Genomic DNA, 24,081 nt, shown 5'->3' on the forward strand with positions numbered 1-24,081 from the left:
TGTCAAACCGGTTCCGGAAGACGTGGCGAAAGGGAAGTCCGGTTCTGCTGAAACTGCTTATGTAAAAAATTGAAACAGCCTCTTTAACAATGGTTCTTTTTCATTTTCACCATATGAATAATTATACGACATGCTGTTACCATATCCGTAGCTATTACCATAACCGTAATAAGAATTTATACCGGTTAACTTAACATCGTTGACCAACAAAGACATATTGGGAAATGCTTTTTTCGCATATAAATCATCAATAAAATTGAGCTGCTTTTTAGGCGTATAGCGTTGTCGTACTATAAAAAGCACTACATCAGCGTAGCGACTTAAAATCTTAGCATCACTTACGAGGCCGAGAGGGGCGGAATCAATAATTATGATATCGAAATTCGCTTTAAGATAAGAAAATAACTCGCCTATTTTCTCATCCAGCATCAGTTCAGACGGGTTGGGAGGAATAGGTCCTGCCGGAACTACATACAAGTTGCTGGTATTTTTAACAGCAACCGGTAAGTCTTCTTTTCGGGCATCGCCAATGATATAATTGCTGATCCCTTTTCTATCAAGCAGATCCAAAGCTTTGGAGATCTTCGGTTTACGAAGGTCCAGCTCAAGTATAACAGTTTTTTTATTGGTTAAAGCCCATACCGCTCCCAGGTTCATAGAAGTAAACGTTTTCCCTTCCCCGGCTATCGAAGAAGTAATAAGAATGACAGGGCTTTTCTTATCTGTAATAAAGAATTGCAGGTTTGTCCGTGCCACTCTGAATTGCTCGGCAATAACACTTCTGTCTTTTTCACCTACAACCAGTTTCCTGTCCCTGATCTTAAGATGGCCGATTTCTCCCGCTACAGGTATTTCTGTCGCCCTTGTAATGTCTGCTTTGTCGGTTACTTTATCATTTAATAACTCAAGCAGGTAAATAAAACCAGCCGGTATCAGAAGACCTGCAATAAGAGCTAACCGGTATGTTCCGCTGCGATCAGGGCTTACGGGACTGCCGGAGTACGTAGCTGGATCAATAGAAGATGCATTAGAAATACTTGAGGCGACTGTAATAGCTGACTCTTCGCGCTTTTGCAATAAAAACAGGTATAGCTTTTCCTTTATACCTTGCTGGCGTTCGATTTCAAGCAATTCTCTTTCTTTTGACGGAACTTGCCTTATCCGGCTTCTCAGATTATTATATTCTGCCAGGAGATTATTTCGTAAAGACTGCGCGGCCCTATTTATATTAGAAAGGTTCTCAAGTAAACTTACCCTTACCTTTTCTATCTGGTTATCCATTACCTGTATTACCGGGTTAGCTTCGGGCATTGTTTTTAACTTTTCTTCCCTCTCAAGCTGTAACTGGTTGTAATTAGTAACCAAGGCGAGTAATGTAGGATCTTCTATACCAAGCGAAGAAGGAACAAGGCTGTATTTTTTACCGGGACTGCTGATATATTGCTGCAGCATCTCAATCACTTGCAATCTTATTTCCTGCTCTCCCAGTTTTTCATTGGTACTTTTTAATTCGTCAGACTGCAGTTCACCCTGTTTCTGTATATCGATGATCTCATTTTTCTGGCGAAATTCCTGGAGGCCCTGTTCCACTTTACCTAATTCTGATGTCAGCAATATCAATCTGCCATCAATGAATTTTACCGTATTTTCAATTACCTTGTTCTTGTTTTCAATAATAGTATTATTGTAAGCTTTAACTAGTTCATTTAAAATATCAACTCCTTTTTGTTGAATTTCTGTAACTACATTAATGCTTAAAATAGTAGCATCCCTGTTTAATTGGCGAATGCTTAAACCAGAAGCGATTGCCCCTGCCGCCTGGAAAGGAGGAAGCCACTGAATAATGTATTTATATTCAGGATTAACTCCCTGCTTACTGATATTTGTTATTCTGAAATCCCCCTGGTGGCCATGCACAATATCTCCCTGCCGGTACCATTGACCGGCCAACCCCTGCACCTGGAAATGTCCTTTTTTATTAAAATTAAGTACAAGCGTGTACCCCGAATTAGTGTCTTTTTGAGAGATCGATTCATAACTAAAAGGCAGGCTTCCATAGACTTCACTTCTCTTTACATTACCCTCAACCCAATATTGCGTATTTAAATGGATAGCTTTTACAACTTTCGTCATCAGGCTCGCCGATCTTAAAATTTCTATTTCATTGGCAAGGTTTGTTTTGGGCTTAAACAACACAATTTCATTTAACGCATCAGAGGGCTGCGAATTTCTGTCATCTTTTATAAGAACAGACACAGAGGAATTGTAGTAAGGCACCTGGTACCGTAAGTATAAATAAGCTATAGTAACTGATATAGCCAGCGATATTATGAATAACGGCAGATAGACGAGGTACTTAAAAAGGAACTCTTTTGGAGTAATTTTATGTTTGTCTTTGTGTATTTGCAAACCAGAGAGGGAGTTTTCGGCGATGTGCAATCTGCTTATTTTCTAAAATTAACTATTAAAATCAGTATCGTACTAACAACGGAAATTCCTGCGGTTATAAGAGAAATATTACTTCTTAGTATGGAAGAAGACTGGTCAGTTGCCGCGACTTTCTCTTTTGTAAGTTCAACATACACCACATCATTTTGCTTTAAAACAAAATAAGGTGAACTAAATACATTTTTAGAAAGCATATTTACACGACCAAATTCTCTTTCCCCGTTTTTTTCGCGGATCACAAGTATATTATCGCGTCGCGCAGTAATGGGAAGATCTCCTGCTAAACCTATTGCTTCTACCAGCGTCACTTTCCCATCAGGAATACTTAAGGTTCCGGGCTTTGCAACTTCTCCTAATACGGTAATTTTAAAGTTTAAAAATTGAACCGTTACAATAGGGTCAGTCAAATATCTTATAAGTTTTTGGGACAGTGTATCGACGAGTTGCTTTCTTAGCATTCCCGCAACGCGAATTTTGCCAAGCTGAGGAAAATGGATTGTGCCATCAGATTCTACAATGTAACCGTTATTGCCTGTGCCGGAAGAGGTCGAACCCAGAGAGGAAGATGACCCTGACATTGTACCTGCAGATGAAATAGTGGCTGACGAACCTAAATTATAAGGTGCAGCAGAGGCCGGATCCAATGCATTTACGATTATGCTTAGCCGGTCCCCAGGCTGGATGAGAGGCTCATAATTCTGAATCGATTTGGCCAGTGTGGTATCGCCCTGCTCATTAAAATACACCAGTGAACTTAATTTTTTTTGAGGGTTGCAAGCCAGAAGAAAAATGGTACTATAAAAAAAGAATATTAAACAAATACATACCAGATTTCTGCTTCTCATAATTGGATTTATCGTACGACTGCTTACGGCTTCGCCTCCCTCAGTCACATTAAAACGTCTGAGTCTTTAAGTTATTGCAATAAATTTAAACACGGTCTTTATATCCCGTGTCTTTTACAAACCATTTTAATAAAGGAATAACTTTCATATTTGCAGGAAAGTCATTGTACATATTAAAGAGTGGGTTTCAGTCAAAGTAAAGCAAAACAGACCTTACATTGCAAATATTTTAGCGGTAAATTTATAGGAATAAAGAGTAATTGAACAAAAAATTTAGTAGGCGGCGGTTCATTTTTACAACCTTTTGACTTTATTACTGCATCCTTTTTCATGAGCGTTTGTACTGCAAAAAGCATGAAGTCCGAACATTATCAATTCGTTCGTCGGGATGGCAACTGTTCCTCTTCCGACTTTAAATTGATTTTATTCTCATTTTTTACAACTCTCATCGGAACTTTTACTGGTAGTCTTTTTATGCTAAAAATAATAACAAAAAAACAGGAAATAAGACCTGCAATCAGCCATGTGGTGCCAGCACTTTGTAATAAAAATGCCGCTACAATAAACAATATACTTATCGCCGAACAAGTAAATGTTATGTTCCTATGAGTAAATCCCCTGTCAAGGAGCAAATGATGAATGTGATTTCTGTCTGCAGTAAAGGGTGACAATCCGTGGAAGATCCGAATTCCAAAAACGCGTAAAGTATCCATTAGCGGCAGTAGCAGCACTGAAAAACCTATAGCAGGTACCGCAGTCACGGAAAATAAATGGTAATTAGTACCGCTTTGAATAAATTTGATCACCAATATACTGTTTACCACCCCCATTAACAGCGATCCTGTATCACCCATAAAAATTTTGGCCGGCTGAAAATTGTATATTAAAAAAGCAACAAGACTTCCGGCAAAACCGAAACCTAACAAGGCGTAAGGTATATTACCGTTTACGAGAAAAAATGTTCCGAATACAAGGGAGCTTATTAAACCAAGACTTCCGGCAAGACCATCTACACCATCAATAAGATTAAAGGCATTAATTATAACAATAATTGTAAAAAAGGTAAGAAAAACACTAAAAGAAAAATAAATGTGTGTTATTCCTAAAAAGCCGGCCATATTGGTTATAAGAAGGTGAGCTTTAAACATAAGGACACATGCTACTAAAGCCTGGCCGATAAATTTTTTAATTGCAGATATTTCTACAAGGTCGTCTTTGATACCCACAAAAAAGATCAATATAAAACAGGCGACGTAATATTGAAATTCATAAAGCTGAAAGAAATTGCCCATCAATAAAATAGAAATAATAAACCCAAGAAAAATACCTAAACCTCCTAAAGACGATATAGGTTGCTTATGAAGTTTTCTTACAGAGTCAGGATTATCAAACAAGTTTTTCTTCTCTGAAACATATATAATTCTTGGAATGGCAAATAAAGTAGTAAGAAAAGCGAGAATACTTACAAATAAAATTTGTTCCATTGGGACGGTTTATTAATGAAGTACGTTGTGGCTTTTCTAAGATAATTTTATAAGAAGACGCGAAATTAGAGCGCTTTAAAACTTATTCTTATAACGCATTTGAATAAAGGTTTATTTTAACTTTTAACCGGACAATATCAACTAAATCAATCAGATAACATAAACTCAGGAAAAAACATTCACAATAACGTTCCGTCACATATTTATTTCTTTTTTCAATCGGATTGTAGCAACTCCATAAAAAAGCATTAAAAAATTCAATAAAAAATTAACGATCCCGTTTAAATTATAACGGCATGCAAAGCTTACTTTGCAATTTCTATTCCATTGCCTGCCACTTTAATTAATTAATTTTTTAAAAAATACAGGTGCCCTTTACATTTTCACATCCCGCTGCGGTTTTACCCCTTTCTCTTATTCCTAAAAAATGGATTTCTGTTACGGGCCTTGTCATCGGCAGCATTACGCCTGATTTTGAATATTTTTTCAGGATGCAGCACGACAGCGTTTACAGTCATACTTGGGCTGGCATTTTTTGGTTTGATCTGCCACTTGGGTTGCTACTTGTTTATCTGTTTAATTACCTTATTCGAAAGGAATTCATTGAAAACCTGCCCGTTTTCTTAAACCGGAGATTTTCAAAATTCACGTCATTTACAAGAAATCTAAACAGCGGCAAGGAATTTCTGTTTCTGACAAGCTCCCTTGTTATCGGTATCTTATCGCATCTTATCTGGGATAAGCTGACACATAAAACCGTTCACATAATTGACCAGCAGGAACATTATTCTGTTTTTTGGGAGGCTAATAGCCTGGTAGGAGCGGCGGTAATAGCGTTGTTAGTTCTAAACATGCCAAAGGGAAAGAATACACAAAAGAGTTACTATTTATTCTTTTGGTTGCCAGTTTTCGTAATCACCCTCGCTGCAATGTATTTTACCTATTTATCAACCTCGGACTTGCAGGAACTTGGAATAGCTGCTATTGTAGGTTTCTTTATAGGATCAATTGTTACCTGTATTTTTCAAAAAGTGAAGAATAAAAGGTTTATAAGAATAGCTTAATAAATTTCGCCTCCTTTGCTCTTTGGGTTTTAAGCACTGCATTGGGAAGGATTTAGTATCCGGCTATATTACTTTCACTACTTTCTATTAAACGAAATATAATTTGATTGTTGGTAAATGGACTTTTACCATAATTTATTCTACTCGCTTATAAAAAAGTTATAGAGGAAAATTGCAGGTTGTTCCCAAAACATGGAGATACATAAAAACAAAAACCCCGCTTTTAACAAGCGGGGCTATCTTATTTAAAGATCCGGAAGGATTTCCAGATGTTAATCTTCTACTTTCAATTTACCTTTCTGCTTAGCCATAACTTCTTCAGAAACGTTATTTGGCGCAGGATTGTAATGGCTGAACTCCATGGTAGAGGTTGCACGGCCTGAAGACAATGAACGAAGTTGTGTTACATACCCGAACATTTCACTCAATGGCACTTTAGCCTTTATCACCTGGAGACCGCCACGGCTATCCATCCCTTCTAACATACCACGACGACGGTTAAGGTCACCTGTTACATCACCCATGTATTGGTCAGGTGTAGTAACCTCAACTTTCATGATAGGTTCTAAAAGAACAGGCTTAGCTTTTCTTCCAGCGGCACGGAAACCACCTCTTGCACAAAGCTCAAAACTCATAGCATCGGAGTCAACAGCGTGGAAGCTACCATCAAATACACGCACTTTCATGCTTTCTACGGGGTAAGCAGCCAGTACACCAGTATTCATTGATTGTTCAAAACCTTTTTGAATGGCAGGAACAAACTCACGAGGAATTGATCCACCAAAAATATCATTTACAAACTGGAAGTTTCCTTTTCCTTCTTTGATAAAATCTTCATCAGCAGGCCCAATTTCGAAAACGATATCAGCAAACTTACCACGACCACCTGTTTGCTTTTTCAAAGTCTCTCTGTGTTCAACCTTGGTAGTGAACGCTTCTTTATAGGCAACCTGGGGTGCACCCTGGTTAATTTCAACTTTAAACTCACGACGCATGCGGTCAATAATGATCTCAAGATGCAATTCACCCATTCCGCTTAGGATCGTCTGGCCGGTTTCTTCATCGGTTTTAACTCTTAGCGTAGGATCTTCTTCAACCAGTTTAGCTATCGCCATACCCATTTTATCAACGTCCGCTTGTGTTTTAGGCTCAATGGCAACAGAAATAACGGGTTCAGGAAAGGTCATACTTTCTAACGTGATAGGATGTTTCTCATCACAAAGTGTATCTCCTGTTTTAATATCTTTAAATCCAACTGCAGCTCCAATATCACCCGCTTCGATAAAATCTACCGGGTTTTGCTTGTTTGCATGCATTTGCATGATACGGCTGATACGCTCGTTCTTACCTGTGCGCACGTTCAATACATATGAACCTGAGTTTAAACGACCAGAATAAGCCCGGAAGAACGCGAGACGACCTACAAAAGGGTCAGTCATTATCTTAAATGCAAGCGCACTAAATGGTTCTTTAGGATCAGCGTGACGAATAACTTCTTCACCTGTCTCTGGATTTGTACCTTTTATAGCTTCAATATCCAAAGGACCAGGTAAGTAGCGTACAATCGCATCCAATGCGGTCTGAACACCTTTGTTTTTAAAAGATGATCCACACATCATAGGGATGATAGAAAGGTCGATGGTTGCTTTACGGATAGCTTCATGAACTTCATCCTCTGTAATCGTATTAGGATCTTCAAAGAATTTTTCCAATAGTTTATCATCGTATTCAGCTACAGCTTCTATCAATTCCTGCCTGTACTGCTCTACTTCTTCCTGCATGTCAGTAGGAATAGGTATTTCTTTAAATGTCATGCCCCTTGTTTCCTCATCCCATATAATACCTTTCATGGTAATAAGGTCAACAACACCTTTAAAGTTGTCTTCTGCACCAATAGGCAATTGCAAAGGCACCGCTTTAGCGCCTAGCATTTCCCTTACTTGTTTAACAACATTTAAAAAGTCAGCACCGCTGCGGTCCATTTTATTTACGAAACCAATTCTTGGTACTTTATAACGGTTAGCCTGGCGCCAAACGGTTTCAGACTGAGGTTCAACACCGCTCACCGCACAAAATAATGCAAGTAATCCATCAAGCACACGAAGGGAACGTTCAACCTCTACGGTAAAGTCCACGTGGCCCGGAGTATCAATAATGTTAAATTTATATTGCTTGGTGTTAGCGTTTTTCTGTCCCTGGGTGGTAGGAAAATTCCAGAAACAGGTAGTGGCAGCCGAAGTGATGGTAATACCTCTCTCCTGTTCCTGCGCCATCCAGTCCATTGTTGCAGCGCCATCATGCACCTCACCAATTTTATGGTTCACACCAGTATAATACAGAATACGCTCTGTAGTAGTTGTCTTGCCCGCATCAATGTGCGCCGCAATACCGAAGTTCCTTTGATATCTTAAGTCCGACATGACTTTTATTTGTAATTGTTATTTGACTTTGTTTATTTGTGACTAACCAGCATTTAATCGACGATTAAACATCGTTGTGTCACTCACTTGTACCATAAACCACCGATAAGCTTCTAAAAGCGGTATAATCAACAGCCTTTTTCTTCCTTTAAAGGGGGTAGGGTTTGGAGGCGCAAAGTTAAGGAATTACCACGTAAAAAACGGAAGAGATCGTTAATAATTGTCGAAAGTTAGCTGCGATCCAATCATTTACAGTCCAAAAACTTTTAAACTTTATATCATTATCCGGCTGCCAGCGGCAAATTGTTATACCGAAGTTACTTTAAGGAGGATGCAAAAGCATCGATAGGTTATCCTGTATCAGCTATAAAATTGGCTAGCCGCAAAAACTCGGTTATTACGTCAAAATAAAAAACCACCTTTTTAAAAAAAGGCGGCTTTTATATCATTTATAATAATTCTACTTAAACTTTAAAATGAGAGAAAGCTTTATTTGCTTCTGCCATACGATGCGTATCTTCTTTCTTTTTAAAGGCTCCGCCTTCACCTTTGCTTGCTGCAATTATTTCATTTGCAAGCTTTTCAGCCATACTACGTCCATTTCTTTCGCGGCTAAAACGAACCAACCACTTTATACTTAAAGAAATTTTTCTGTCCTGGCGAACCTCAGAAGGTATCTGGAAAGTTGCACCACCAATACGACGGCTTCTTACCTCTACACCCGGAGTTACATTTGACAAAGCTCTTTTCCAAATCTCATAACCATCTTCATTGGTTTGCTTTGCAACTCTGTCTAACGCATCATAGAAAATGGTCAGGGCAATGCTTTTTTTACCTTGCCACATCAGGTTGTTAACAAAACGGGTAACCAGTTTATCATTAAACTTAGGATCCGGTGCTAAAGGTATTTTTTTGGGTTGCGTCTTACGCATAGTTCTTATTATTTGCGCAGCTCAAGCTGCTTCAGTTTATTTAATTATTTCAAATTTCAATATTCTTCGGTATAATCTTTCTATTAAAGACTTACTCGCTGTTACTAAAATCTTACTACTATTTCTTAGCTTTTACTTTCTTTGTACCGTATTTAGAACGGCTTTGTTTACGATCTTTAACACCAGCGGTATCAAGACTGCCACGAACAATATGATAACGTACACCCGGTAAATCCTTCACACGACCGCCACGAATCAGTACGATAGAGTGTTCCTGCAAATTATGTCCTTCACCAGGTATATATGCAATCACCTCAATTTTATTTGTTAAACGCACCTTTGCAACTTTACGTAAAGCTGAGTTTGGTTTTTTAGGAGTGGTAGTATAAACCCTTGTGCACACACCACGACGCTGAGGACAAGCATCAAGCGCTCTTGATTTGCTCTTAGCTTTTATGATTTCTCGACCTTTTCTAACTAACTGCTGTATTGTAGGCATTTGTTACCTTTTGATTTTTTTTCGGACGGCAAAGGTAATTACATGATTATTAAATTCCAAAATTTATATCAGGTAAATATTCATTTAACACAAATTCGTTTGTTTGTGCTCCTTATAGCCTCCTATTATTTATAAATTAATGTTTCAATTACTCCTTAACTTTTTCTTATAAAATCAGATTTTATACATCCAACCATGCGTATCGGCCGCCTCACAGCTGCGAATCGCATCGAGCCGTTCTTTAATCTCCGGTGATACTTTCCATTTATCAGTATCAAATTTTATTACATAATCCTCATACCTCAACTCACAAATAGGAGAAATGGTTGCCGCAGTACCGGTGCCAAATACCTCTCGTAAATTACCTGCACGATGAGCATCGATTATTTCGTCTATGCTTATTGATTTCTCTATCACTTCAATTCCCATATCCTGTAAAATAGTTATAACGCTGTCGCGTGTTACACCCGCCAGTATCGTTCCACTCTCTAATTCGGGGGTATACGCCTTGTCTCCTATTACAAAGAAAACGTTCATCGTACCTATCTCCTGCACATATTTATGCTCAGCAGCATCGGTCCATAACACCTGGTCGTATCCCTTTTTTTTCGCCTCTTCTGTCGGCAACAGGCTTGCCCCATAGTTAGCAGCAGCCTTGGTAAATCCTATTCCACCAGGAGCAGCGCGCGTATATTTCTCTTCTACGTAGATCCGCATTGGCTTACTGTAGTAAGGACCAGTAGGACTTAAAATGATCATAAACTTATACGTGTCTGACGGTTTTACACCAAGAAAGGGATCGGTGGAAAACATAAACGGACGAATATATAATGAATGGTCTGCCTGGTCGGGTATCCAGTTCTTATCTATATTAATTAACTGGCGCAGCCCTTCCATAAAAATATCTTCAGGTATCGCTGGCATTTGCATTCTTTCAGCAGAAATATTAAACCGCTTAAGATTATCCAAAGGCCGGAAAATATAGCAATTCCCTTTTTTGTCTTTATAAGCTTTTATTCCCTCAAAAATTGCCTGGCCATAATGAATAGCGGCAACTGAGGGCTCAAGCAGCAATGGCTGATAAGGCTTGATTTCAATATTTTTCCATTCCCCATCTTCATAATCAGCCTCTAACATATGGTCAGTAAAATATTTACCAAAAGGAAGATTTGCTAAAGAAAGAGAGTGAAGCTTACTGGTCTCAACTTTTTGAATATTTATATTTGGTGCTGCAACCATAGTATTAATTTTACCGCAAAGAAACAAAAAAAAGGCGTGCCAATCGCCAAATTATTAATGCTTATGAGTGAGGACAAAATTATATTACCAGGTTTTATAATAGCAGATCTATATAAAAGTTCTCTTGTTGATATAAATCATTTTTCAACTGAATTACAAACGTCGCAAGGAGAACCGTTATCAACAGAAAATGATATAGCAGATGCTTCTGCTGAAAAAATAAAGTACGACGGAGAAAACCTAAAAAATATTACTGTTGTTATTAATCTTCCCCGTGCAGGTCATCTAAATAAAGAAGACCTATCTTTTTTATCAAACATTTTAAAAGCTTGTCAATTAAGTATTGCAGATATTGCTATTGTAAATGCTTCTGATAAAAATGTAAACTATGCAGCAATAGAAGAACAACTAAGTGCCCGGCAAATTATTTTATTTGATGTAGAGCCTGACGTCATTCAATTGCCCTTTAGAATACCGCCTTTTCAACTACAGAAATATGCAGACTGCACCATCTTATTCGCTCCGGCGCTTTCAGCTCTTAACAAACAAACCCAGGAAGGAAAATTATTAAAAACCAAACTTTGGAATAGTTTAAAACAGCTATTTGGTATTTGACGAAAGGTTGTAAAGCAATATTGTAAAGGAATTTTTATCTCTTCTTAGGGCATTGCTTGTTTTCAACACAATTAAGAAAAAAAGGATTAGCAAGAATGTAAAACAGCAATTGCTATTGCAATTAAAAGTACATGTAGAAAGCATAAAAATTGCATAAGTAATTGTAATTCAATTTTTAATAATGATACCTTTACCAACTAATATGAATAAATTAATTTTTGCCACAAATAACGAAAATAAGGTTGCAGAAATAAAAAGCATTATTGGCGATTTGTTCAATGTGGTTTCTTTGAAAGACTCCGGTATAGAAAAAGATATTCCGGAGCCGCATGAGACTTTAGAGGAAAATGCAAGTGAAAAATCGTGGACTATTTATAATCTGACCGGTGAAAATTGTTTTAGCGAAGACACAGGCCTTGAAACAGAAGCGCTTAATGGAGAGCCGGGTGTTAAAAGTGCAAGGTATGCAGGTGAAGGAAGAAGCTTTACAGACAATATACAAAAACTGCTGACACTGTTAAACGGAGTTGAAAACCGCAAAGCACGTTTTCGCACTGTTATTTCACTGATTATTGATGGTCAGGAACATCTGTTTTCAGGGAGTTGTGAGGGTCATATAGGGTTAGAGCCTAAAGGCGAAAAAGGATTTGGATATGATCCTGTATTTATACCTGTTGGTGACACCCGCACCTTTGCAGAAATGAGCCTTGAAGATAAAAATATTTATAGCCATAGAAAGAAAGCGACCGCCCAGTTACTGTCATTTTTGTCCCAGTACGGGAAGAAAATGTACCAATAAGAGATTTTTTTTAACAAATTTGCAACTATGTAAACAATCTTATCGTCTTTAGCAACAAGTGCAGCAGTGCCTATTTTCAATACTCAACTTCTATTGGAGTTAAGTATCAATTTCTGATAAACAAAACTACTATGACCAGACAGTGTATTATACCTCCTCCCCACGTATGGGGCAAAATTGAAGAAATTTTGGATAAGCAGGATGCAGCAAGAAAACATACTGAAAAATTAATTTCAGATACTTTTCTAAAATCACGAAATGCACGTCGTCTAAACTTTTTCTTTACCGTGTTTTTTAGTGCAGGTTTAGTTGCGTTAGTAATTTTAAAATATTCAGGTCATATAAAAGAGAGTTAACTGATACTATTTTCAATGGAAAGAATAAAGGTGTCCCTTTCCGGTAATTACGCTTTTTCCACAATCATTGCAATACGTATTACCGACGTTAATTACGGGGGACATGTGGGCAACGATGTGTTTTTATCGTTAGTACACGAGGCACGACTACAATTTTTACAACATTACGGATACACGGAATTGAACTTTGGCGGTACAGGTTTAATAATGGCTGATGCCGGAATAGAATTTAAACGTGAGCTTGTATACAAGGATGAAGTAAAAATATCAGTAACCGCAACAGGTTTTGATAAGTTAGGTTTTGATATTTTATATCTAATGGAAGTAAAAGAAGGTGATAAATGGATAACGGCAGGAAAAGTAAAAACAGGAATGGCCTGCTATGATTATGCGGCCAAAAAGAGAGTACCTGTGCCAAAAGAAGCTATCGAGAAATTAACTGCTAACATGGAGACGAAAATATAAATATATAGAGGACAAACTTCAATAATCAGAAAATACCGTAAAAATCCTTAATCCTATTTCATCGTTATCTTTTACAGATTCAAATACTTTGCAAAGTACAATTTTCAAACAGAATACCACTTCCAGTTCAGGGCGTAGTATCTTCATTCCAGATCTTCCAGCTTTCTTCGGCCTGGATAATCAACATATCTGATCCGTTTTTTGTAATAGCTCCTTTTTCGGCTCCCTTTTTTAGAAACAAAGTTTGTTCGGGATTATATACAAGATCGTACAAGTAATGTTCTTTACCAAGATGTTCATAAGGAATACCAGGACAACTATTTACAACAGGATACATTCCTAAAGGAGTTGTATTTATTATCAGTTTATACTTATTAACTATTTCCCTGGTTACTTCATCATAAGTAAGACAACTACTACCCGGTTTGCTAATTCTCGAAACAAATAAAAATTGTATCCCTAATTTCTTAAGAACAAATTCCACGGCAGCAGCGGCACCTCCCGTTCCTAATATAAGCGCGTGAGTATGGGCAGTAGTGAGATTTGGCAGCAGCGATTTTTCAAAACCAATAACATCAGTATTATAGCCGGTAAGTTTTCCTTCTTTTATTTTAATACAATTACATGCGCCTGTCTTCTCAACTGCTTCTGTAAAATTTTGCAAAAACGGAAAAACGTCTTTTTTGTATGGTATTGTTACATTAAGTCCTTCCAGCTCAGGATTGTTTGTTAGAAGTGATTGAAATTCGTCAATAGATTTTATAGGAAAAGCCTCATAAACACAATCAGAATGTCCCTCTCTTTTAAATTTTTCAGCGAAAAAGGCAGGAGAAAACGAGTGAGACAAAGGATAACCAATTAATCCGAATTTTCTCATACAATTTCCGGCTTGTCAAGGTAAAGATTAAAAGTATCTCCCCTTAAACCGATTCTCATCGCTTCTAAAGGAATAATTTCTGAAGGTGCAATATTTCCAAGATTTACATTACAACCTACCAACTCAAGAAAATATAATTGCTGATCTTTTTGTGGGGCTTCCCATAAAATTCTTTCGGCAGGTATTTGCGTCAGTATTTCCTGTACAAGTCCTTCCCTGACCTCCCCGGTACCGCGGTAAATACCTACCGTTCCGGCTTCCCTTGCCTCGGCAATTACATACGAAGATCCCGCTTCCAGTTCAGCCTTCATCAGTTCTATCCATTTATAAGGAGGTATAATATGGGCGGCATCTTTACTGCCAACCTCACTTAATACGGTTCCGAATTTTGTCAGTTTTTCTATATAACCGCATTTTTCTGCATGAGGAATTGTTATAGAACCATCACTGACTTCTACGTATGTGATACCAAAATCACGCATCATTTTAATATACGCTTCAAATTGATTTCTGATTAAAAAAGCTTCAAACAAAGTACCTCCAAAATAAACAGCAATACCCGCCTTTTGATACACTTCAATCTTCTGTTGTAAATTAGGTGTAACGAATGCGGTACCAAAACCAAGCTTAATAATATCGATATGAGGCGATCCTACACTTACCAGGTTCTCGGCTTCCACTACACTTAGACCCTTATCCATAATCATTGTAATACCGTATTTTCTGGGTTTAGGTGTTCTTACAGGTATCTGGCTTAAATTAAAATTCATTTCTGCGTTACTAATTTTAGTTTTGGTAGGAACGCAAAAATAGGGATTGCAGCTGAAACTATAATTTAACGCCACGTATTCATATTGTTTGTACTGCTGAATATTCTATTCTTTATTTTTGGCGAAATATTCAAAACAATTAATAATAAAAATTTATGAGAATGATATTGTTTCTTCTGTCAACAATATTAATATCAATCTGTGCAAACGCCCAAACTAATAAAAACACAGCTCCTGCCGATACTTTAGCGCCATACCAGAGAGATCATTCTATTCCTTCGTTTAAAATTCAAATGCCAGATGGTAAGTGGTTTAGTAAAACAAACCTTCAGCCTAACAGACCGACTTTAATTTTGTATTTCAGTCCTGATTGTGGTCATTGCCAACTGGAGACAGAAGAATTATTAAGTAAAATGAAGGAATTTAACAACCTGCAAATTGTAATGATAACCAGCAGGCCGTTTGAAGATATGAAGAGTTTTGCGGAGCGTTATATGATTAAGCGCTTTCCTTCCATCAAAATAGGAGCTGACCCCGCAAGATTGGTCACCACGTTTTATGATGTTAAGTTTACTCCTTTCTCTGCTTTGTATGATAAAAAGGGAAAGCTTGTGAAAGTGTACGAGAAAGGAATTGACATGGAAGAGATGGCGAGTATAGTCAAATAATACGCTTTCTATTCTAAATTAAAAAGTTCTTTATATAGCAATCTAATTTCCCGAGGTTCTTCACTCTGTTGGCACAACCGGCAGTAATAATACTCCTATTGATCGTCACAATCAACAGGAGTATTTTTTTCTTTTTAGTATAAATAATTTTATATCCAATTTTCTATATTGAACCGTTACCTAAAATCTTTATTGTAACAGTTCGCCAATAATTGCTGCAGTTCATTCAATAAATTATACAGGCGATAATATTTATGATACAAATAATTTTATTTCTGTAATATTTTGCTTCTATGATAAAATATTTGCCAGCACTGATTTTACTTTTTTGTTTCAACCAGGTCAAATCGCAGCCACTCATTTCATTTGATACTGTAGTAAGCGGATTGTCGAAACCGGTAGATATAAAAGAAGTAAATGATAGCTCGCACCGTCTTTTTATAGTGGAGCAAACAGGTAAAATACGAATATGGAATGGCACATCTCTTTTACCCTCTCCCTACCTCGATGTTGCATCAAAGATAACTACCTCGGGAGGCGAACAAGGACTGCTTAGCCTTGCTTTTCATCCTAACTATAGCAGCAACGGTTACTTTTATATTTACTATACAAATATATCGGGTGACATTACTATTGCACGTTATACCCGCTCTTCTGCCGATGTAGCAGACTCTTCTTCTGGGGTAATTCTCATGACCATTCCAAAGCCCTTTGCAAATCATAATGGTGGAAATCTTGTTTTTGGGGCTGACGGGTATTTGTATTTCGGAACCGGGGATGGAGGTTCGGCCGGAGACCCCAACAATAATGCACAAAATGTCTCTTCTTTATTGGGCAAAATGCTTCGAATTGATGTAAATAACGCTAACCCACCATACTACCGCATACCTGCTACCAATCCTTTTGCTGGAAGTACAACAAAACGGCCAGAAATAATTGCATCAGGTCTCAGAAATCCGTGGCGTTGGAGCTTTGACAAACAAAGTGGAGATATGTGGATTGGAGATGTAGGACAAAACGCCTGGGAGGAAGTTGACTGTGTAAAGGCAGACAGTATTCTTAATAAAAATTATGGTTGGCACTGTTATGAAGGAACACATCCATACAATTCAAATTGCTCTGCACAATCAAACAATGTTTTTCCAATTTTTGAATACTCACATAATAATGCTACAGGAGGACTATCTATAACCGGCGGTTACGTGTACAGGGGAAGCGAATTTCCTTCCCTGCAAGGCTTTTATATTTGTACCGATTACTTAAGCAGTAATGGTTGGTTAATAAAGCCTGGTGACAATGGCGGGTGGAACAGTACTATGCAAACCAACTGGCCGGCGGGTATCAGCTCTTTTGGTGAAAGAGCCGATGGTACTCTATATGCTACCACTTTAAGCGGCACTTTGTATAAAGTTGTTGCAAGTAACGCATTACCGGTACGCCTCGCATCTCTTACAGGAAGGGAAACAGGAACGAAATATGAAATAAACTGGCAGGTACAGAATGAAGAAAAAGGAGACATTTACATAATAGAAAAGAGAATTGGACCATCTGATCTCTTCACCGAGGTTAGCAGAATAACTGCAGAAAGTGAAAAGGCTTCAAATAACTACTCTTTAAAAGTACCCCTGACCTCAGGACAAACCTTTTACCGCCTCAAAATTATTTCTGTCACAGGCCAGGTTAGTTATTCTAACATCATTAGTGCAAATGGTATTAACCGGCAAATGCTAAGAGCCTTTATCACAGGAACAATTCTTATGCTCAAACTTCCGTCGAAAACTACTACCATTGAATTATATGATGCTGCCGGAAAATCTGTGCTAAAGCAGGAAACAGACCCTACCTCTTCCCAAACAAATATCCCTCTTACAACTATAGCAAAAGGGATAATAACAATAAGAGCGCTGGCAGATAACGAGTGGCAGGTTACAAGAGTACTCTATTAAAAGCTATGTTGTATGTATCGTTAATAAAGCAACCTTTGGTGATGGTTGTACGGTAAAATGAAGGCACGTGGCAGGAAATTTAGAAACTCGTGTACGATCTGTTTCCATATTCTTTTCTGGTAAATAAAAAATCAATTTGTTATTATTTTGCAGAATCGCATATACGGCTTGCGCAGCCGTTATGTTTCTTTATTTTTACTATTCAAACTTTAACTTTCTGAAGAGATTTATTTCCATAACTGGCAGAATAGTATTAAGCATTATAGGATTATTGCTTTTTGTATGGATTCTTATTCAAACGAGTCTTGTTCAAAACTGGATAGTGGGCAAGATTACAAAACGTTTGAGGCGTGACTTGCATACGGAAGTAAAAATTGATCATGTCAGTCTAACTCTTTTCAACAGCATGAACCTGGAGGGAATGCTGATCAAAGATCTTAATAAAGATACTTTGTTGTATGCAAAGCAGGTAAAGGTCAGAATTACCGATTGGTTTTTTCTAAGAAACGAATTGATTCTTAAATATGTGGGCCTGGAAGATGCACACGTGAATATGTATAGAAAAGACTCCGTATGGAATTACCAGTTTTTAGTTGATTATTTCTCGCCGACAACGCCAAAACAAAAGAAGAAGAAAAGCACGCTGAAGTTTGACCTCAAAAAACTTGATTTTAAAAATATTTCCTTTGTAAAAAAAGATCTATGGGTTGGCAGCCTGATGGAGGCCAGGCTGGGAAACATGCAACTGGAGGCAGATAGCTTTAACCTGGATGAAAACCGCATTGATATAAAACAACTGGATCTTGACAAACCGTATTTTTCATTATCAAATTTTGAGGGGTTAAGACTACCGGTAGTTAAAAAGAAAACACCTGTGGCCGATACAGGTATGTATTTTAATGAAGGCGATCTCCGGTTAACAGTGGGCAAACTTTCTATAAAAAATGGCACATTTCAAAATGCAAAGCGCACCGATCGTGCTCCTTATCCCTATTTTGACGTGCTTCACCTTCTTTTGGAAAAGATAAGCGGAAACGTCTCTAATCTCAGTTTTATAAAAGACACTATAAAAGCCAACATTGATCTCGCCGCGAAAGAAAGAAGCGGATTTGACATACGAAAGCTAAAGACGAGTTTTAAGCTTACACCTCAAATAATGGAATTGTCAAAACTTGAGCTTGTTACGCCAAGAAGCCACCTTCAAAACTATCTTGCATTTCATTACACAGATTTCAATAAAGACTTTTCAGACTTTATTGCGAAAGTGACGATGGATGTAAGGTTAAAAAACAGTGAGGTTGACAGTTACGACCTTTCTTACTTTGCGCCTGCTACAAAAACGTGGAATAAAAAAATAAGCATTTCTGGTTTTGGTAAAGGAACGGTAGGAAACCTTGCAGTAAAAAACCTGTTTGCAAGAGCAGGAAATAACACAACTGTAAGCGGTGATCTTACTTTGACGGGCTTGCCTGATATAAACAAAACCATCATTGATTTACAATCTGGGAATTTGCAGACTTCCTACAGAGATGCAGCCACTTTTATTCCTGCGATTGCAAAGGTGGAGGTGCCATCCTTGTCAAGCCTGGGCGATGTTAAGTTTAAAGGAAATTTTAAAGGTACTATCTCCAAGTTTGAAACAAATGGAACTTTTAGTACTAACCTGGGTGGCTTTAGTGCAAATATTGTGATGGAATTACCTGATAAAAATCCGACAATATACAGTGGGCACCTGGTAACGCAAAAGTTTGATTTAGGGAGATTTCTATCAATAAAGGATATGGGAACACTGTCTTTTGATGGTGGAGTTAAGGGAGTCGGATTAAGCTTAAATACTTTAAAAACAAGTGTTACCGGCAAAATCGGGCAGTTTAATTTTAAAGACTATATTTATAAAAAGATAAATGTTGAAGGAACTTTTCAACGCAGACAATTTGACGGTACTGTAAAAATAGATGACGAAAACATTGATTTCGTCACAACGGTTAAAATGGATTTCAGGAACGAACAACCCCAGTTTAATGTTCTGGGAGATCTTGCACACAGCAACTTTCAGAATTTGAAATTGTATAATAAAAACCTTGAAATTACCGGGCTGTTTGACCTTAACTTCAGCGGAAAAAACATTGATCGTTTTCTTGGTACCGTTAAAATTTATAATGCTAATCTGATCCAGGACAGTGTTCGGCTAAACTTTGATTCACTTACGTTACAGTCAAGATTTGAAGGAGGCCGCAGGTCTTTATCTTTATCCAGCAACGAATTTGATGCGGCGGTGGAGGGAGAATATAATATTCTTGATCTGCCCAATACTTTTCAAACATTCTTAAACAAGTACTACCCTGCTTACATCAATAAGCCACGGAGTATGGCTAAAGACCAGGAATTTAATTTTATATTAAATACAAAAAATATCGAAGGATACACTTTGTTGTTTAATAAAGACCTTTCGGGCTTTAGCAATAGCAGCATTACCGGAACTATAAATACCGTTGATACTGTTTTTGAAGTTAATGCTGATATTCCCGATTTTGCATTTAAGAAAAACAGGTTTAAAGACATTAGTATCAATGGACGAGGCAACCTGGATGTACTGCAATTGAATGGGAAAATAGGCAACATTGGCGTTGGCGACAGTTCTTATTTCCCGAATACTACAATCAATATTATTTCCCAAAAAGATCAATCGCAGATCAGCATTAAAACAAAGGCAAATAATACTTTAAACGAGCTTAATCTTAATGCTGATCTTACCACCTTTCCTGATGGTGTAAAAATTAAATTTAATCCTTCTGATTTTGTTCTCAACGAAAAAAGATGGATACTGGAAAAGGAAGGAGAAATAATAATAAGAAAGGACTTTGTATCTGCAGAAAACGTTCGGTTTACACAAAATGATCAGCATATCAGTGTTCAGACAACTCATGACGCACAAGCGAACAAAAGTAATCTTCTTGTTGAATTACAAAGCCTGAATATTGGCGACTTTGCTCCTTTCCTTACCAGTAATCCGAGACTGGAAGGTCTTGCATCCGGGAACATAATAATGAGCGATTTTTTTGGAAAGTTTAAAATAGATGCTAACATAAAAGCGGAACAGTTCAGGCTTGATAACGACTCTGTTGGCGTTGTAAGCGTAAATGGAAATTATAACAGTGTCAACCGAAAGATTGCTTTTAAGGCGATATCAAAAAATGAACTATATAACTTCACTGCAGATGGCAGTTACGATCTTTATGACTCAACCGGCACTCCCCTTTTGACATCTTTGAAATTTGATAATACCAAAGTAAATATTGTAAATAAATTTCTCAGCACCATTTTCACTGATGTGGAAGGACTGGCTACCGGAGAACTACAAATAAATGGGAACATTAAAAGCCCTGATTTATTAGGAAGGGTAAGATTGACCAAAGGTAGTCTTATCGTTAATTTTACCCAAGTAAAGTATACAGTTGACTCAGCCGTATTTGTTTTTTCAAGAGATGGAATTGATTTTGGCAAGTTTAATATTAAAGATAAGTTTGGTAATATCGGGCAGGTGTCTGGCAGGTTAGACCAACATCAATTTAAAGATGTAAAATTCGATTTTGATATAACCTCAAACCGACTGTTATTAATAGATACAAAGGCTAGCGATAACAGCCAGTTTTATGGAACAGCTATCGGCAAGGCATCCATGAGTATAACCGGTCCGCAGGAAAATATGCATATTTCAATAGCAGCAGAACCGGTTGATAGCTCGCATATTTTTATTCCTATAACCACTGCCAGAGAAAGCGGCACTGCTGATTTCATAGTTTTCAAACAATATGGCACAGAAATGAAGGAAGCGCCAACTGCAAATGAAACCAACGTAGTTGTTGACCTCGATCTTACAGCAAATCCTTTAGCTAAAATCGATGTTATATTAGACCCTGTAACGGGCGACATTATAAAAGCTGTTGGAAACGGAAGATTAAAGATTCACGCAGGAACAGTAGATGCGCTTACGATCAAAGGCAGGTACGAAATACAGCGTGGAAGTTATGATTTTAATTTTCAGTCATTCATCAAAAAGCCCTTCATTTTAAGAGAAGGAGCCAATAGTTTTATAGAATGGAATGGAGATCCTTATGATGCAAAAATGCACGTAGAAGCTTTGTATGTTGCAGAAAACGTACGGTTGGGAGATCTTGTAGGCGGTCAGAATTTAAGCGGTACGGTACAAGGCTATCAGGGCAATGTGTATGTAATCGCTGACCTTACCGGCAATCTTAAACAGCCAACTATCCATTTTCTCATTGATTTCCCGACCGGCGAGCAGGTAAAAAACGATGAAACCTTTAACCAGTTTTTGTCTAAACTTGAGAAAGATGATAATGAAATGCTCAAGCAGGTGACGTATCTCATCGTTTTTGGCTCATTTGCCCCCTACGGTGAAGGAAGAAATATTGGCGTAAATTTTACCACGTTAGGAGTTAACACCATTTCTGAATTAATTGCCAAACAGGTAAATAACCTCGTTTCAAATATTTTATTTAGAATTACAGGAGATCGTAGTTTGCAATTCGACGTTAGTACTACAGTTTATAACAGCAGTAATTTGTTTAGTGGAAACGTGACTGCCACTAATGCAATAGATCGCCAAAAAGTGAATTTCAAGTTAGGTAAAAGCCTGTTTAATAATAAAGTAGTCGTAACATTTGGTGGCGATCTTGATTTTAGAATGGGCAGCAACACAGCCACCTCACAACAATTGGGAAATCTGCAGTGGCTTCCTGATCTTACGGTAGAAATTATTTTATCTAAAGACCGTAAGCTGAGAGCAATTGTTTTTAGCCGGAATAATCTTGACATTACCACCAGTGCAGTTGGCCGTCGTAACCGCCAGGGAGCAAGTATTTCGTACAGAAAAGATTTCCAAAACTTTTTTTCAAAATCGCCAGAAAAGCTTCCAAAAAATCCCCTTCCCACTTCAGCGCCTCCCGCCCAACCCGCAACGCTAACTAAAGCGCAGGAAGAAGAAAAGTGATTTTATAAATATCGTTAATAATTGAGTTATTGGCTGCGCCATTAACAGAAGTCTGGGGAATAGAAAACCAATAAGTTTTATAAGCTGAGCAATATGCTTTTATAAAATACTTTCTTCCTTTACAAATTTAAATAAAGTCAGTATTGAACAGATATTTTCTACAACCTTTGAAACTAATTGAAAACGTTCTATTGAAAATTAGATTAAGAGGTAGACTTGACCTGCTCTCACGACTTGTAGAAATTATAACTTGAAAAGTTTATTCTAAAAATAAAGTAAGCTTAATAGTGCATTGGGATAAACACCAAGAAACACAATTATGACAGCTACGGCCAATAAAAGATATTTAAAGCTATTTGTAACAGGTGCCAAAACGATGTTTCCATCTTTAAAATACATTGCCTGTATCACTTTAAAATAGTAATAGACACTAACAGCAGCAAACAGTACACCTATTATTGCAAGACCAATGTAATGATTTGTCTTAATGATCGCAGCCAGCATATAATATTTAGCAAAAAAACCTGCAGTTAAAGGAATACCGGCAAGCGACAAGAAAAAGATAGCTAAAAGTGCTGCAATTAATGGTTGAGATTTAGCCAGGCCATTAAATCCTTCAAATGTCATATCATCCATTTTTGCCAACACGGCGAATATTCCAATTGTGGCAAGTGAATATGCTGCAGCGTAAAGGAGCAGTCCTTCTTTAGCAACATCATTTACAGCAAACAAAGCAAACAACATAAAACCGGCTTGCGCTATACTGGAATACGCCAGCATTCTTTTTACACTTTGTTGAAATACTGCAGTAAGGTTACCAAAAGCAAGGGTTAAAATGATCACTATAGCAATTAATCGGTCTGTCTGGCTGCCCATAGTGCCTAGACGGCCTTCAAACAAACGGATAAAAGCGGCAAAGCCTGCTACCTTCACAACAGTTGCCATAAAAGAGGTAATTACTGTAGGTGCACCATCATACACGTCAGGTGTCCAAAAATGAAAGGGAGCAGCAGACACTTTAAATGATAAGGCGACAAAAATAAGCACCATACCAAGTGCTTCAAGATAGGAAAGCATACCAGCGGAGGCGACATGTTCAACTGCAAAGGTGCCCGCTGCACCATATAACAATGCAATGCCCATTAGCATAATTCCCGTTGAAAAAGATCCCATTAAAAAATACTTCAAAGCCGCTTCATTTCCCTTCAGGTTTCTTTTATCGCTACCCGTTAATATATATAAGGGTATTGAGAGAATTTCAATACCTACAAATAACATGAGTAAGTTGGTGTATGAAGTGACGATACCTATACCACATAAAACAAAAAAGATAAGTGCAAATGCCTCAGCAGTGTTCGCGCCTGCTTTTTCAATATCCTTTCCGCTTAACAATACGTATACTAAGGTTGAAAAAATACAGATACTGGTGAATAATAAACCAAATTTTTCAAAATGAAGAAAATAGTCAGCATTAACATTAAACAATACAAAACCATGCGTTTCATAAATATTAAATACAAGCAATACCAATAATGCTATAGCAGCAACATGTTTATAAGCAGCGCGATTGCTTATAAATATACCCGTAAACATCATCACTACCCCAAAGATTGCTGAAAGTATAATCGTATTCATAAAGT

18 protein-coding genes are annotated in these 24,081 nt (G+C 37.5%); 8 read left to right on the forward strand and 10 right to left on the reverse strand.

The genetic code is table 11. The features are described from left to right. Positions 1 to 57 precede the first annotated feature (57 nt). The 3 genes from B154_RS0100585 to B154_RS0100605 all read right to left on the reverse strand — a co-directional run bounded on the left by B154_RS0100585 (position 58) and on the right by B154_RS0100605 (position 4,777). A complete protein-coding gene (locus B154_RS0100585) occupies positions 58 to 2,439 on the reverse strand; it encodes a GumC family protein (protein WP_026259868.1) in 2,382 nt (793 codons plus the stop codon). A 5-nt stretch (positions 2,440 to 2,444) separates the two neighbouring features. Further along, the gene (locus B154_RS27315) at positions 2,445 to 3,293 is read right to left on the reverse strand and encodes a polysaccharide biosynthesis/export family protein (protein WP_157580321.1); all 849 of its coding nucleotides are present in this window, start codon (positions 3,291 to 3,293) and stop codon (positions 2,445 to 2,447) included. Between the two features lie 371 nt (positions 3,294 to 3,664). Then, positions 3,665 to 4,777: an MraY family glycosyltransferase gene (locus tag B154_RS0100605; RefSeq protein ID WP_018611026.1), complete on the reverse strand. Its 1,113-nt coding sequence runs from the start codon at positions 4,775 to 4,777 to the stop codon at positions 3,665 to 3,667. A 368-nt stretch (positions 4,778 to 5,145) separates the two neighbouring features. Between B154_RS0100605 and B154_RS30405 the strand changes: the two genes are divergently transcribed. Continuing rightward, a complete protein-coding gene (locus B154_RS30405; RefSeq protein ID WP_018611028.1) occupies positions 5,146 to 5,841 on the forward strand; it encodes a DUF4184 family protein in 696 nt (231 codons plus the stop codon). Positions 5,842 to 6,113: 272 nt separating this feature from the next. Here B154_RS30405 and fusA read toward each other — a convergent pair whose 3' ends face one another. From fusA to B154_RS0100630, 4 genes are all read right to left on the reverse strand, one after another. Beyond that, a complete protein-coding gene (gene fusA, locus B154_RS0100615; RefSeq protein ID WP_018611030.1) occupies positions 6,114 to 8,261 on the reverse strand; it encodes an elongation factor G in 2,148 nt (715 codons plus the stop codon). A 464-nt stretch (positions 8,262 to 8,725) separates the two neighbouring features. After that, entirely contained in the window at positions 8,726 to 9,193 is a 468-nt protein-coding gene (gene rpsG, locus B154_RS0100620) for a 30S ribosomal protein S7 (RefSeq protein WP_018611032.1), read from the reverse strand. 118 nt (positions 9,194 to 9,311) lie between these two features. After that, complete coding sequence (gene rpsL / locus B154_RS0100625; RefSeq protein WP_018611033.1) at positions 9,312 to 9,692, reverse strand: 30S ribosomal protein S12; 381 nt, start codon at positions 9,690 to 9,692, stop codon at positions 9,312 to 9,314. A 174-nt stretch (positions 9,693 to 9,866) separates the two neighbouring features. Beyond that, positions 9,867 to 10,931 carry a branched-chain amino acid aminotransferase gene (locus B154_RS0100630; protein ID WP_018611035.1) on the reverse strand — a complete coding sequence of 355 codons (1,065 nt, stop codon included), beginning with the start codon at positions 10,929 to 10,931 and terminating at the stop codon, positions 9,867 to 9,869. A gap of 63 nt (positions 10,932 to 10,994) precedes the next feature. Here B154_RS0100630 and B154_RS0100635 point away from each other — a divergent pair, with 63 nt between their 5' ends. The 4 genes from B154_RS0100635 to B154_RS0100650 all read left to right on the forward strand — a co-directional run bounded on the left by B154_RS0100635 (position 10,995) and on the right by B154_RS0100650 (position 13,166). Continuing rightward, a complete protein-coding gene (locus B154_RS0100635; RefSeq protein WP_157580324.1) occupies positions 10,995 to 11,546 on the forward strand; it encodes a hypothetical protein in 552 nt (183 codons plus the stop codon). A gap of 202 nt (positions 11,547 to 11,748) precedes the next feature. Continuing rightward, positions 11,749 to 12,345: an RdgB/HAM1 family non-canonical purine NTP pyrophosphatase gene (gene rdgB, locus B154_RS0100640; RefSeq protein WP_033410887.1), complete on the forward strand. Its 597-nt coding sequence runs from the start codon at positions 11,749 to 11,751 to the stop codon at positions 12,343 to 12,345. 131 nt (positions 12,346 to 12,476) lie between these two features. Next, positions 12,477 to 12,701 carry a hypothetical protein gene (locus B154_RS0100645; RefSeq protein WP_018611040.1) on the forward strand — a complete coding sequence of 75 codons (225 nt, stop codon included), beginning with the start codon at positions 12,477 to 12,479 and terminating at the stop codon, positions 12,699 to 12,701. A 15-nt stretch (positions 12,702 to 12,716) separates the two neighbouring features. Further along, positions 12,717 to 13,166, forward strand: a complete 450-nt coding sequence (locus tag B154_RS0100650; RefSeq protein WP_018611042.1) for an acyl-CoA thioesterase — start codon at positions 12,717 to 12,719, stop codon at positions 13,164 to 13,166. A gap of 127 nt (positions 13,167 to 13,293) precedes the next feature. Here B154_RS0100650 and B154_RS0100655 read toward each other — a convergent pair whose 3' ends face one another. Both B154_RS0100655 and B154_RS0100660 read right to left on the reverse strand, forming a co-directional pair. Then, complete coding sequence (locus B154_RS0100655) at positions 13,294 to 14,043, reverse strand: shikimate dehydrogenase family protein (RefSeq protein WP_018611044.1); 750 nt, start codon at positions 14,041 to 14,043, stop codon at positions 13,294 to 13,296. Then, the gene (locus B154_RS0100660) at positions 14,040 to 14,813 is read right to left on the reverse strand and encodes a phosphosulfolactate synthase (protein ID WP_018611045.1); all 774 of its coding nucleotides are present in this window, start codon (positions 14,811 to 14,813) and stop codon (positions 14,040 to 14,042) included. Before B154_RS0100660 ends, B154_RS0100655 begins: the two co-directional genes overlap by 4 nt. Before the next feature lie 155 nt (positions 14,814 to 14,968). Between B154_RS0100660 and B154_RS0100665 the strand changes: the two genes are divergently transcribed. From B154_RS0100665 to B154_RS0100675, 3 genes are all read left to right on the forward strand, one after another. Continuing rightward, complete coding sequence (locus B154_RS0100665; protein ID WP_083934905.1) at positions 14,969 to 15,481, forward strand: peroxiredoxin family protein; 513 nt, start codon at positions 14,969 to 14,971, stop codon at positions 15,479 to 15,481. A 293-nt stretch (positions 15,482 to 15,774) separates the two neighbouring features. After that, a complete protein-coding gene (locus B154_RS27325) occupies positions 15,775 to 17,427 on the forward strand; it encodes a PQQ-dependent sugar dehydrogenase (protein ID WP_018611049.1) in 1,653 nt (550 codons plus the stop codon). A 322-nt stretch (positions 17,428 to 17,749) separates the two neighbouring features. Continuing rightward, positions 17,750 to 22,441, forward strand: coding sequence for a translocation/assembly module TamB domain-containing protein (locus B154_RS0100675; protein WP_169337632.1), 4,692 nt, complete (start codon positions 17,750 to 17,752; stop codon positions 22,439 to 22,441). A gap of 264 nt (positions 22,442 to 22,705) precedes the next feature. Here the strand turns inward: B154_RS0100675 and B154_RS0100680 are convergent, their stop codons facing one another. Continuing rightward, the gene (locus B154_RS0100680) at positions 22,706 to 24,076 is read right to left on the reverse strand and encodes an NADH-quinone oxidoreductase subunit N (RefSeq protein ID WP_018611052.1); all 1,371 of its coding nucleotides are present in this window, start codon (positions 24,074 to 24,076) and stop codon (positions 22,706 to 22,708) included. Positions 24,077 to 24,081: the final 5 nt, after the last annotated feature.

The sequence above is a fragment of the Segetibacter koreensis DSM 18137 genome, from assembly GCF_000374045.1.
Classification (GTDB): Bacteria; Bacteroidota; Bacteroidia; order Chitinophagales; family Chitinophagaceae; genus Segetibacter; species Segetibacter koreensis.

Coding starts and splice junctions, on each gene's coding strand:
- fusA (WP_018611030.1), bottom strand. CDS start 8,261: ATGTCGGACTTAAGATATCAAAGGAACTTCGGTATTGCGGCGCACATT.
- B154_RS0100680 (WP_018611052.1), bottom strand. CDS start 24,076: ATGAATACGATTATACTTTCAGCAATCTTTGGGGTAGTGATGATGTTT.
- B154_RS0100665 (WP_083934905.1), top strand. CDS start 14,969: ATGAGAATGATATTGTTTCTTCTGTCAACAATATTAATATCAATCTGT.
- B154_RS0100645 (WP_018611040.1), top strand. CDS start 12,477: ATGACCAGACAGTGTATTATACCTCCTCCCCACGTATGGGGCAAAATT.
- B154_RS27325 (WP_018611049.1), top strand. CDS start 15,775: ATGATAAAATATTTGCCAGCACTGATTTTACTTTTTTGTTTCAACCAG.
- B154_RS0100650 (WP_018611042.1), top strand. CDS start 12,717: ATGGAAAGAATAAAGGTGTCCCTTTCCGGTAATTACGCTTTTTCCACA.
- rpsL (WP_018611033.1), bottom strand. CDS start 9,692: ATGCCTACAATACAGCAGTTAGTTAGAAAAGGTCGAGAAATCATAAAA.
- B154_RS0100655 (WP_018611044.1), bottom strand. CDS start 14,043: ATGAGAAAATTCGGATTAATTGGTTATCCTTTGTCTCACTCGTTTTCT.
- B154_RS0100660 (WP_018611045.1), bottom strand. CDS start 14,813: ATGAATTTTAATTTAAGCCAGATACCTGTAAGAACACCTAAACCCAGA.
- B154_RS0100635 (WP_157580324.1), top strand. CDS start 10,995: ATGAGTGAGGACAAAATTATATTACCAGGTTTTATAATAGCAGATCTA.
- rpsG (WP_018611032.1), bottom strand. CDS start 9,193: ATGCGTAAGACGCAACCCAAAAAAATACCTTTAGCACCGGATCCTAAG.
- rdgB (WP_033410887.1), top strand. CDS start 11,749: ATGAATAAATTAATTTTTGCCACAAATAACGAAAATAAGGTTGCAGAA.
- B154_RS27315 (WP_157580321.1), bottom strand. CDS start 3,293: ATGAGAAGCAGAAATCTGGTATGTATTTGTTTAATATTCTTTTTTTAT.
- B154_RS0100605 (WP_018611026.1), bottom strand. CDS start 4,777: ATGGAACAAATTTTATTTGTAAGTATTCTCGCTTTTCTTACTACTTTA.
- B154_RS0100630 (WP_018611035.1), bottom strand. CDS start 10,931: ATGGTTGCAGCACCAAATATAAATATTCAAAAAGTTGAGACCAGTAAG.